The organism is Brevibacterium samyangense (genome assembly GCF_039529845.1).
In the GTDB taxonomy this organism is placed as follows: domain Bacteria; phylum Actinomycetota; class Actinomycetes; order Actinomycetales; family Brevibacteriaceae; genus Brevibacterium; species Brevibacterium samyangense.
Genome location: NZ_BAAANO010000025.1, coordinates 55,702 through 67,083 on the forward strand (window position 1 = coordinate 55,702; position 11,382 = coordinate 67,083).

At 68.9% G+C, this 11,382-nt stretch carries 11 protein-coding genes; 5 read left to right on the plus strand and 6 right to left on the minus strand.

Annotated elements, in window-relative coordinates:
- Positions 1-38: 38 nt before the first annotated feature.
- The 4 genes from ABD172_RS12670 to ABD172_RS12685 form a co-directional block, all read right to left on the minus strand.
- Positions 39-860, minus strand: coding sequence for an aldo/keto reductase (locus ABD172_RS12670; RefSeq protein WP_344310166.1), 822 nt, complete (start codon positions 858-860; stop codon positions 39-41).
- Between the two features lie 157 nt (positions 861-1,017).
- Positions 1,018-1,479: a hypothetical protein gene (locus tag ABD172_RS12675; RefSeq protein WP_344310168.1), complete on the minus strand. Its 462-nt coding sequence runs from the start codon at positions 1,477-1,479 to the stop codon at positions 1,018-1,020.
- 44 nt (positions 1,480-1,523) lie between these two features.
- Positions 1,524-2,102, minus strand: a complete 579-nt coding sequence (locus ABD172_RS12680) for a cytochrome c oxidase subunit II (protein WP_344310170.1) — start codon at positions 2,100-2,102, stop codon at positions 1,524-1,526.
- Positions 2,099-2,386 (minus strand): helix-turn-helix transcriptional regulator, encoded by a 288-nt coding sequence (locus tag ABD172_RS12685; RefSeq protein WP_344310172.1) that lies wholly within the window; start codon positions 2,384-2,386, stop codon positions 2,099-2,101. Before ABD172_RS12685 ends, ABD172_RS12680 begins: the two co-directional genes overlap by 4 nt.
- Positions 2,387-2,587: 201 nt before the next feature.
- On the opposite strand from ABD172_RS12685, the gene ABD172_RS12690 reads away from it, so the two are divergent.
- Positions 2,588-3,172, plus strand: a complete 585-nt coding sequence (locus tag ABD172_RS12690; RefSeq protein WP_344310174.1) for a hypothetical protein — start codon at positions 2,588-2,590, stop codon at positions 3,170-3,172.
- On the opposite strand, the gene ABD172_RS12695 is transcribed toward ABD172_RS12690, so the two are convergent.
- A complete protein-coding gene (locus ABD172_RS12695) occupies positions 3,111-4,952 on the minus strand; it encodes an ABC transporter ATP-binding protein (RefSeq protein WP_344310176.1) in 1,842 nt (613 codons plus the stop codon). The genes ABD172_RS12690 and ABD172_RS12695 overlap by 62 nt on opposite strands.
- A complete protein-coding gene (locus ABD172_RS12700; protein ID WP_344310178.1) occupies positions 4,949-6,757 on the minus strand; it encodes an ABC transporter ATP-binding protein in 1,809 nt (602 codons plus the stop codon). Before ABD172_RS12700 ends, ABD172_RS12695 begins: the two co-directional genes overlap by 4 nt.
- 108 nt (positions 6,758-6,865) lie before the next feature.
- Here ABD172_RS12700 and ABD172_RS12705 point away from each other — a divergent pair, with 108 nt between their 5' ends.
- From ABD172_RS12705 to ilvC, 4 genes are all read left to right on the plus strand, one after another.
- The gene (locus tag ABD172_RS12705) at positions 6,866-7,510 is read left to right on the plus strand and encodes a GntR family transcriptional regulator (protein ID WP_344310217.1); all 645 of its coding nucleotides are present in this window, start codon (positions 6,866-6,868) and stop codon (positions 7,508-7,510) included.
- A 240-nt stretch (positions 7,511-7,750) separates the two neighbouring features.
- The gene (locus tag ABD172_RS12710) at positions 7,751-9,733 is read left to right on the plus strand and encodes an acetolactate synthase large subunit (protein ID WP_425546686.1); all 1,983 of its coding nucleotides are present in this window, start codon (positions 7,751-7,753) and stop codon (positions 9,731-9,733) included.
- Positions 9,730-10,245 (plus strand): acetolactate synthase small subunit, encoded by a 516-nt coding sequence (gene ilvN, locus ABD172_RS12715; protein WP_344310180.1) that lies wholly within the window; start codon positions 9,730-9,732, stop codon positions 10,243-10,245. Before ABD172_RS12710 ends, ilvN begins: the two co-directional genes overlap by 4 nt.
- Before the next feature lie 81 nt (positions 10,246-10,326).
- On the plus strand, positions 10,327-11,355 hold the full coding sequence (ilvC, locus tag ABD172_RS12720; protein WP_344310182.1) for a ketol-acid reductoisomerase: 1,029 nt from the start codon (positions 10,327-10,329) through the stop codon (positions 11,353-11,355).
- Positions 11,356-11,382 lie beyond the last annotated feature (27 nt).

Consider the following 11,382-nt stretch of genomic DNA (forward strand, 5'->3'; position numbering starts at 1 on the left):
CCGGGCTCCGGCAGGAGCCGGGCGGACGGGAGATCGGTTCAGTTGACCTCGGCCGGGTCGGCGGACACGCGGGCGCCGGCCTCGAGCGCGTCGATCGCGGCCATCTGCTCGGCGGAGAGCTCGAAGTCGAAGACGTTCTTGTTCTCGACCATGCGCTCCTTGCGGTTCGTCTTGGGGAACAGGATGTGGCCCTTCTGGAGGTGCCAGCGGATGACGACCTGTGCCCAGGACTTCTCGACGGACTGCGCGATCTCACCGATGACGGTGTTCGCGTAGTCGACCTTGCCCTGGCCGAGCGGGCCCCAGGCCTCGATCTTGATGTCGTTCTGCGCGAGGAGATCGAGGGACTCGACCTGCTGGAACTGCGGGTGCAGCTCGATCTGGTCGACGGCCGGGACGATGCCGGTCTCGAGGATCGCCGGGAGGTAGCGGTGGTCGAAGTTCGACACTCCGATCGAGGTCGCGAGGCCCTGCTCGCGGAACTCGCCGAAGGTCTCCCAGGTCTCGATCACCTTGTCACTGGCCGGGGTCGGCCAGTGGATGAGGTAGAGGTCGACGTGGTCGAGGCCGAGCTTCTCGAGGCTCTCGCCGAGCGCCTTCCTCGTGTCCTCCGCACCGCGGCGGTCGTTCCACAGCTTGGTGGTGATGAAGAGCTCGTCGCGGGAGACGCCGGACTTCGCGAAGGCGGCGCCGACACCCTCCTCGTTGCCGTAGATCGCGGCGGTGTCGATGTGGCGGTAACCGGCCTCGAGGGCGTCGAGGACGATGCGCTCGGTCTCGGCCGGGTCGACCTTGAAGACGCCGAAGCCGAGCTGGGGGATCGACTTTCCGTCGTTGAGGGTGAGAGTGGGGACGGTCATGTGTCCACCTTTCGTGTACGGGGGTGCTGGACCAGGGGAAACCCTACGACGCTCGAAGGGTTTCTGCGCACGGGTGCGCTCTCGGCGGAACCGGTCGTGGAGGCGGGGCTGCCGGGAAGACGCGGTGCGCGGTGGGGCGCCGGAACAGGACCGCGGTTCAGGAGTCCCGGACCGGGCGGGCCGGGACGTACCCGGGCGCCGCCGCCTCGCCGTCGTCATCCGCATCCTCGGGGACCGTGTCGAGGAGGAGGGTCGTCCCGTACATGACCGCGGTCGTGAAGAGGGCGCTGCCGAGGCGCGGATTCGGCATGCCGTGCCGGGCGAGCCAGGAGTCGGTCGCCTCGGTGAGGCGGAAGCTCAGGCCGTAGGTCACGTACGTGAGGGCCGCGGAGGCGAGGCCGAACCCGATGTTCGTGCGGAGGTCGTCACTGTCGTCGCGCCCCGTGAACGCAGGCGTTCCGACAGTGGTGGTCACGCCGCCGCTCGCGAGCGAGTACACGAGTCGATGCGCACCGCGGAAACGATCGGGGACGTCGGACGGGCGCGTGTACGCGAGGACACCGGAACCGACGCTCGCGACGGCGCGGACGGTCTGGACGAGAGGGCGGGGAGGAGTCATGCTCCCAAGACTGCCACGGGTGGCTGTGTGGACGGGAACCCGCGTCAGTCCTCGTCGAGTTCCTCGAGACGGCGGCGATGGCGGCCTCGGAGCATCCGGAAGGCGATGACGACGCCGCCGATCCCGACGACGAGGCCGCACGCCATCCCGAGGTAGGTGCTGACGTCGCTGTCGGCCGTCACGTCGATCCGGACGAAGGGGTGGCCGTGCTGCATATGGAAGAACAAGCCCGCGAGCCAGAGGGCGAGGAAGGCGATCGTCACGAGGATCGTGACGATGCGCCGGGACCGGCTCGTCGTCGAGGCGAGGGTCGGCAGGTCGACGTTCTCCCGGGCCGCGTAGGCGATCGCGGCCCACCCGGGAATGCCGACGACGATCACGGGTGCGAGGGAGAGGATCCCGGCGCCGGTGGCGACGAGGACGAGTGCGGCGATCCCGGAGAGGACGGCGGCGAGGACATTGCTGAAGACGTAGGCGCGGTAGATGACCTCGCGTTCGCGTTCGTCGCCCATCGAGGGGTCATTCATCCCGGCGAAGCGGTTCGCGAGGCGGTTGGGGTCGGTGCGGCCGGCGGTGGTGCGGCCGGTGGCGGCGTGGTCGGTGGTGTGGCGGTGCGTGTTCATGAGGGCTCCTGGGAGTTCGGGCGGGACGTCGCCGGGGAACAGTGCTGCGGGCCGGAGGTGGGGTGGGAGCACGGTCGGTCGAGCGGGAACAGGCGCTCGACGGTGGTGCCGAGGCGGTGGGCGATCCGGAGTGCGAGGTACACGCTCGGGGCGTAGTCGCCGCGTTCGATCGAGATGACCGTCTGCCGGGAAACGCCGACCGCCTCGGCGAGATTCGCCTGGGTGAGGCCGGCGGCCTTCCGTGCGTCCTTGACCCCCACGGGTCCGACGTCGAGTTCGGGCATCGGGGCTCCTGCGGGTCGGTGGTGACGGGACACGGCGTCGTGCCTGTGCCGTGTCAACTTTCTTTGACATCCACAATGTTAAGCATCCTTGACGTCTGTGGTCAAGGATCTTTGACATTCGAGGTGGTGACGGCGAGGCGGCGACGGGCGGAACCCCGAGTGCTCTCGCCCGATCGTCCCCTCGGTGCCACACTCGGGTGCATGGACGGCCACAGACAGAACCCGCGCGGCCCGGTGCGGGTAACCGCTCAGGTCCTCGCCGTGCTCACGGTGCTGCTCGTCGCGGGTGCCTGTGTGCCCGTGCTCATCACCGTCGACGGGGCGGGATCAGCAGGATCCTTCGGCCTCGCGCCGTTCGCCGTGCGTCGTGATCCGGCGGATCCGCGTTCCCTCGCGCTCCTCGGGACCGGGGTTGCCGCGCTCGGAGTCGCCGTGTGGACGGGTGCTTGGGCACGGGCCGATGCGCGGGCGAGCACCGCAGTCCGGCCGCCGATCCTCCTCGTGGTTCTCTGCCTCCTCGTGGGTGCCGCACTCCTCGGGGTCGCCGAGGTGTTGCGTACCCGGGACGCCATGGTCCTCTGGGACGGGATCGATCCGACGACCGGGCGGGCCACCGGGGGAATGGTGCGCGAGACGCCCACCGCGTGGGTGGGTCTCGTCCACGCGGCAGCCCTCACGGCGGGCGCATCCGCGGTGTGCCTGCTCCTCGGGTTCCGGCGGAGGCTCAGACGAGCGAGTCGCGCCAGGCGCGGTGGAGCCGTGCGAACCGACCCGTCCCGGCGATGAGATCCTTCGGGGTGCCGTCCTCGACGACGCGACCGGCGTCCATGACGAGGACGCGGTCGGCGATCTCCACCGTGGAGAGACGGTGCGCGATGATGATCGCGGTGCGCCCGGCGAGCACGGTCTCGAGCGCCGACTGCACGAGGCGTTCGCTCGGGATGTCGAGGTGGGCGGTCGCCTCGTCGAGGACGACGACGTCCGGATCCGCGAGGAACACGCGAGCGAAGGACACGAGCTGCCGCTGACCGGAGCTCAGGCGCCCACCACGTTTCCTCACGTCCGTGTCGTAGCCCTCGGGCAGTGCGGACACATAGGGGTCGAGGCCGACCGCTCGCCCCGCGGCCTGCACCTCCTCGTCGCTCGCATCGGGGCGACCGATGCGGATGTTGTCCGCGATCGTGCCGCTCATGAGGAACGACTCCTGCGTCACCATGACGACGGATTCCCGCAGCCGGGCATCGGTGAGCTCCCGGAGGTCGACGCCGTCGAGGGAGACGGTGCCGGCGCTCGGGTCGTAGAACCGTGTGACGAGTTTGACGAGGGTCGACTTGCCGGCACCGGTCGTGCCGACGAGGGCGACGGTCTGCCCCGCCGGGATGTGCAGGGAGAACTCCGGGAGGACCTCACGGTCCCCGCCGTAGGAGAACCGCACGCGATCGAAGTCGAGGGCACGACCCGGCGCACCGGCGCCCGCTGCCCCGGATGCCTCGGACGCCGTCCTGTCCGGCAACCGGGCCGGCGTGCGCGGATCGTCGATCGCGGGGTCGGTGTCGAGGACGGCGGCGATCTTCTCGAGGGCCGCGGACGCGGACTGGTAGAGGTTGAAGGTCTGGACGAGTTCGTCGAGCGGCCCGTAGAACCGGCGGAGATAGAGGACGAACGCCGCGAGGACGCCGACCTGCGTCCAGTCCTCGATGACGAACCACGCGCCGATGCCGATGACGAGCGTCTGCGTGACATTGCCGATGAGCCGGGTCGACCCCGAGAACCACGCGATCCCACGCAGGGCATCCGTGTTCGCGTCCCGATACTGTTCGTCCTCCTTGCGCAGGGTCTCCCGGCCCGCAGGCTGCCGCCGGAACGCCTGGACCGCGCGGATACCGCCCATGGTCTCGACGAAGTGGACGATCACCCGGGCGATCGACGTGCGGGTGCGGCGGTGTGCCGCCCGCTGCCGGCGCTGAGCGGCGCGGGAGGTGAAGACGAGTGGGACGAATCCGGCGAACACGACGAGCGCGAGCTTCCAGTCCATGACGAGCAGCGTGATCGCGATGAAGAACATCTGCCCGCCGGACACGATGGCGTCGAGAATCGAGTTCGACAGGAACTGCTGGACCGACTCCATGTCGGACGTCTGTCGGGACACGAGACGCCCCGAGGTCGACCTCTCGTGATACCCGAGGTCGAGTCGTTGGGTGTGGCGGAACAGACGGGTGCGCAGTTCGAACATGATGTCCTGTGCGAGGCCCCCGACGAGTCGGATGTTGAGCCAGGTCCCTGCTCCGCCGATGAGCGTCACCGCGAGGAACCCGGTGAGCGCCCACCACAGGGCCGTCGGGTCCCCGTCCATCGCCCGGGGCAGGCCGAGGTCGAGGGCACGGGCGACGAACACCGGGTCGAGGACCGCGGCGAGGATCGCGATGAACGAGACGACGGCGCACAGCACGACGCGACCGAGGCGCGGGCGCACGAGGGACCCGAGGAGCCGCCGGGCCTTCCGGGCGATGTCCGATGGGAGTTCGTCGGTGTCGTGCCGGGAGTCCGCGAGGGCGGGAACGGTCATCGGGGTACCTCGGGAGAAGGAAGGGGATCGGAAGCGGGGGAGTCGGTCCGCGGTGAGGCGTCGACCCCTGCGGGCAGCGCCTCGGCGCCCATGAGCTCCCGGTAGAGAGGTGAGGAGGCGAGGAGGTCGTCGTGCGTGCCGCGGGCGACGATCCGGCCGCCGTCGAGCACGGCGACCTCGTCCGCGAGCGCCGTCGTCGAGGAACGGTGGGCGATGACGAGCGTCGTCGAGTCCGCGAGGACCTCGCGCAGTGCACGCTGGACGCGTTCCTCGGTGGCGACGTCGACCGCGGAGAGCGGGTCGTCGAGGACGAGGATGCGGGGCCGGCCGATGACGGCTCGGCCGAGGGCGAGTCGTTGCCGCTGTCCGCCGGACAGGGAGAGTCCCTGCTCGCCCACCGCGGTGTCGAGCCCGGCGGGAAGTGCCCGGACGAAGTCGGCGGCCTGCGCGACCTCGAGTGCCCGCCACACCTCCTCGTCCGAGGAGCCGGGGGCTCCCATGACGACGTTCTCCCGCACCGTGGCGGAGAACAGGATGGGGTCCTCGAAGCTCACGGACACGAGGCGCCGGACCTCGTTCACCGGAAGGTCCCGGATATCGGTGCCGTCGATCGTGATGGCACCGCCGGTGACGTCGTGGAGCCGGGGGACGAGGGAGGCGAGTGTGGTCTTCCCGGTCCCGGTCGTGCCCACGAGGGCGAGGGTCCGTCCCGGTCCGATCCGGAGGTCCACGCCGTGGAGGGCGTCGGTGGTCGCATCCGCGAACCGGAACGACACGTCGCGGAACTCGAGCTCGCCGCGGAACCTCCGAGGAGTGGGGGAGTCGTCGATGTCGCCGCCTTCGTCCGTGATGTCGTTCTCGGTGTCCATGACCTCCCAGTAGCGCGCGGCCGCCGTGGCGGACATGAGGGCGTCGGACAGGAGGAATCCGAGCATCTCCACGGGGATCCGCACGACCATCGTGAGGGAGACCGCCGCGACGACGGTGCCCAGCGTCGTCCACCCGTCGATGATGCCCCACGCCCCGAGCGCGACGATCGCGAGCATCGCGAGGCGCGGCAGCGTCATCGTGCCCGACCACAGCCAGGAGTCGAGGTACGCCTTCCTCAGCTCGAGCCGGCGGAGTCCACGGGAGATCGCGTCGAAGCGGGCGGAGACCCAGGGCGCCCGGCCGAAAGCCTTGATGATGCGGATCCCCTGGACGGACTCCTCGACCTGGGTCGAGATGACCCCCTGCGTGTCCTGGGAGTCGCGGGAGAGGAGCAGGTACTTCGTGTTGAAGACCGCGATGCCGATCGATGTGGGAACGGCCATGAGCACGAGGACGAGTCCGAACAGCGGCTCCATCACCGTGAGCATGACGATGCCGGTGAGGATGACGAAGGGCGTCGAGATGATGAAGGGCGCGCCGAACGCGAAGAACCGGCGGAGTTGCGAGAGGTCCTGGACGGCACGGGACAGGAGCTGCCCGGACTCCCAGGAGTCGTGCACGCCGATCGAGAGGTACTGGAGGCGGTCGTAGATCCGGGCCCGCCACGTGATCTCCCACTGGGAGACGACGCGCGCGGCGATCATCCGGCGACCCCACAGGGCGACGGCCTCGACGACACCGATCACGAGGACGGCGGCGAGCGGCCACCACAGGGCGCCGAGGTCGCGATCGGCGATGGGCCCGTCGACGATCCGACCGATGAACGAGGGGACGAACAGGGCGATCGCATTCGCGAGGAACGTGAGGATCACGATCGTCACGTAGATGTGGAGCTTCGCCCGGATATCGGGCCAGAAACGGAGGAGGGGACGCACAGAACGAGAGTACTGGGCGTCACGGACACGACATGTCGCCCGTGTGAACGCCCGGCGACCGGCACCGGGTCCCGGTCGTCCACCGGGCACTGTAGATTCGGTGGCGTGATGAAACACGACCGCGAATCGATCCGGGAGATCCTCGGGCAGGAGATCTTCACGGGGGTCCTCGAGCCCGGATCCCCGCTGCGCGAGGTCGTGCTCGCCGAGCGCTTCGGCGTCTCCCGTACCCCCGTCCGCGAGGCCCTCACGGCTCTCGAGCAGAACGGCCTCGCGGTCCGACGGGGGCGCAGCCTCTTCGTGCGTTCCGTCGATCCGGCCACACACCTCGACGTCTTCGACGTCTGGGCCCTCCTCGAGGTCGAGGCGGTGGCCCATGCGGCCCGGAACCGTCGCCTCGACGACCTCATCGCCCTCGAGCATCTGCTCTCCCGGGACCGGGACTCCGGTCTGCCGGATCCACGGGAGCGGATCCTCGCGAATCTCGAGTTCCACCGGGCGTTGTGGGCGGCCGCGCACCATCCGGTGCTCGAGGACCTCCTCGAGCGGACCCTCCTCCACCACGTGCACGCACCCGACACCTCGGTCCTCACGGACGACGCGCGCTGGGCCGAGGCGCTCGAGGAACACGCCCGCATCCTCGCCGCGGTCTCCGCGCAGGACGTCGATTCGGCGCGCGAGTTCACCCGGGAGCACTTCCAGGCGTCGAAGGACGAGCGGGTCTCGCGGCTGCGCGCGGCACGCAGGGCGTGATCGCGTCCCGGTCCGGCATCGGGCGACGTCAATGCTCCGCCGGAATCATGTGAGACATGAGACACAAATCCCGCTATTCGGGACGATCATCCCGCGAATTGACACGTTGGAAACGCGCGGGCGTATAGTGATGGCATGCACAAGCTTCTTGTCGTCGTCATTACCCAGCGCGCGGAGACCCCGTAGCTGTCGCACGACGACGTCCCGCGCGCCCCTACCGGAACCGGAGGGGCGTTTTTCATGACCGGAACCGGCCGCACCCGGCCGGATCCGGACCACGGAGCGGGATTTCGAGCAGGAGCGCTGGCGCACTCGCGGGTGCGACCGGCGCAGAGTGAAGGAGTCGTCGTGGCAGCGAATGCCCCGTCCGTCCGGCCCACCCCCGGTGGGACCGTCGGGCAGACCACACAACCGCATCCCGGAACCGTCGCCGCAGCGCAGCCGACGGGCCCGGAGGTCCTCACCGGTGCCGAGGCGATCGTGAGGAGCCTCGAGATCCTCGGCGTCGACACGGTCTTCGGGCTTCCCGGTGGCACCATCCTCCCGACCTACGACCCGCTCATGGACTCGACGAGGATCCGGCACATCCTCGTCCGGCACGAGCAGGGTGCCGGCCACGCGGCCGAGGGGTACGCGGCGGCGACCGGGAGGGTCGGCGTGTGCATGGCGACCTCCGGGCCCGGTGCGACGAACCTCCTCACGCCCATCGCGGACGCCCACATGGACTCCGTGCCGCTCCTGGCGATCACCGGCCAGCAGAGCTCGAAGCTCCTCGGGACCGACGCCTTCCAGGAGGCGGACATCGTCGGGATGACGATGCCGATCACGAAGCACAGCTTCCTCGTGAAGACCGCGGAGGAGATTCCGCAGGCCATCATGAGCGCGTACCACATCGCCTCGACCGGACGCCCCGGGCCCGTGCTCGTCGACGTGACGAAGGACGCCCAGCAGGCGAGTGCACCGTTCGTGTGGCCGACGGATCCGCAGCTGCCCGGCTACCGCCCCGTGCTCAAGCCGCACGCCAAGCAGATCCGGGAGGCGACACGGCTCATCGCGCAGGCGAAGCGGCCGGTGTTCTACATCGGCGGCGGTGTCGTGCGCTCCCGCGCGGAGGCCGAACTCCTCCGCCTCGTGGAGGCTCTGCGGATCCCCGTCGTCACGACCCTCATGGGCCTCGGCAGCTTCCCCGACTCCCACCCCATGCACCTCGGGATGCCGGGTATGCACGGTTCCGTGTCCGCCGTCGGGGCGATGCAGAAGTCCGATCTGCTCATCGCCGTCGGGGCCCGCTTCGACGACCGTGTGACCGGGCACCTGCCGTCCTTCGCCCCGCATGCGAAGGTCATCCACGCGGACATCGACCCGGCGGAGATCGGGAAGAACCGTGAGGTCGACGTGCCGATCGTCGGTGACGCCGCCGAGGTGCTCGAGGACCTCTTCCAGGAGTTCCGCTCGAACCTGCCGGAGGCCTTCGAGCAGTCCCGCCCGAAGTGGTGGACCCAGGTCGAGCAGTGGCGCGAGACGTACCCGCTCGGGTACGAGCACACGGACACCGGTCTGTGCGACCCGCAGTACGTCATCAAGCGGATCTCCGAACTCACCGGGCCGGAGGCCGTGTACGCCGCGGGTGTCGGCCAGCACCAGATGTGGGCGAGCCAGTTCATCTCCTTCGAACGTCCCCGCTCCTGGCTCAACTCCGGCGGCGCCGGCACGATGGGCTACTCGGTGCCGGCCGCCATGGGCGCGAAGGTCGGAGAACCGGACCGTGTCGTGTGGGCGATCGACGGCGACGGATGCTTCCAGATGACGAACCAGGAACTCGCGACCTGCGTCATCAACCACATCCCGATCAAGGTCGCGATCATCAACAACTCCTCGCTCGGCATGGTGCGGCAGTGGCAGACCCTCTTCTACGCCGGTCGCTACTCGAACTCCGACCTCAACACCGGACACGAGACCGTCCGTGTGCCCGACTTCGTCAAGCTCGCCGAGGCGTACGGCGCGCTCGGTCTGCGCGTCGAGTCGAACGCCGACGTCGACGAGGCGATCCGGACCGCTCTGGAGACGAACGACCGCCCGGTCGTCATCGACTTCACGGTGCCCGCGGACACCATGGTGTGGCCGATGGTCTCCGCCGGCGTGAGCAACGACGAGATCCAGTACGCACGGGACCTCCGGCCCGACTTCGCCGGGGAAGAGGACGAGGAAGGACTGGATCGATGACCGTCAGCAACCTGCACACCCTGTCCGTCCTCGTCGAGGACAAGCCGGGCGTCCTCGCCCGCTTCGCCGGCCTCATCGCCAGGCGCGGCTTCAACATCCACTCGCTCGCCGTGGGAACCACGGAGTGCGAAGGGCTCTCACGGATCACCGTCGTCGTCGACGTCGAGGACGTACCGTTGGAGCAGGTGACGAAACAGCTCAACAAGCTCGTCAACGTCATCAAGATCGTGGAACTCGAACCCGAGGCGTCCGTCCGCCGGGCGCACATGATCTTCAAGGTCAGGGTCGACGCCCAGAACCGAGCACAACTCAATGCGACCGTCGACATGTTCCGCGCGCACATCGTGGACGTGGCGGCGGATGCGGTCTCCATCGAGGCCACCGGCGAGCAGTCGAAGCTCGACGCGTTGCGCCTCGTCCTCGAACCCTTCGGAATCAAGGAGATCGTGCAGTCCGGCACCCTCGCGATCGGACGCGGAGCGAAGTCCATGACGGACAAGGCGTTCCGCTGACGCCCCTGCCGGGCGCACCCAGCACACCACCGACCACCCATCAGCAAGCATCACCCCCACCCCCTCCAAGGAGTAACTGCCATGGCAGAGCGCTACTACGACGACGCCGCCGACCTCACCCTCATCCAGGGCAAGAAGGTCGCCGTCATCGGCTTCGGTTCCCAGGGTCACGCCCACTCGCTGTCCCTCCGCGATTCCGGCGTGGACGTCCGCATCGGCCTCGCCGAGGGATCGAAGTCCCGTGACAAGGCCACCGCGCAGGGCCTCGAGGTCGGCACCCCGGCCGAGGTCTCCGCGTGGGCCGACGTCGTCATGATCCTCGCCCCCGACCAGGTGCAGGCCGAGATCTACGAGTCCGAGATCAAGCCGAACCTCGAACCGGGCAATGCGCTCGCCTTCGCGCACGGCTTCAACATCCGCTTCGGGTACATCACCGCTCCCGAGGGTGTCGACGTCTTCATGATCGCTCCCAAGGGCCCCGGTCACGTCGTCCGTCGTGAGTACGTCGACGGCCGCGGTGTGCCGGTCCTCGTCGCCGTCGAGGTCGACGCCTCCGGTTCCGCCTTCGACCTCGCGCTCTCCTACGCGAAGGCCATCGGCGGTCTCCGTGCAGGTGGTATCAGGACGACGTTCACCGAGGAGACGGAGACCGACCTCTTCGGCGAGCAGACCGTCCTCTGCGGTGGCGTCTCCCACCTCGTCCAGTACGGCTTCGAGGTCCTCACCGAGGCCGGCTACCAGCCGGAGATCGCGTACTTCGAGGTGCTCCACGAGCTCAAGCTCATCGTCGACCTCATGGTCGAGGGCGGCATCGCGAAGCAGCGCTGGTCGATCTCCGACACCGCCGAGTACGGCGACTACGTCTCCGGTCCGCGCGTCATCACGCCGGACGTCAAGGAGAACATGAAGGCCGTCCTCGCGGACATCCAGAACGGTGCGTTCGCACAGCGCTTCATGGACGACCAGAAGAACGGTGCCCCGGAGTTCAAGGAGCTCCGCGCGAAGGAGGAACAGCACCCGATCGAGACCACCGGTCGCGAGCTCCGCAAGATGTTCGCGTGGCTCAAGGACACCGACGACGACTACACCGAGGGCACCGCGGCCCGCTGAGCCGGTTCCTCCCGGCGGAGCCGGAGG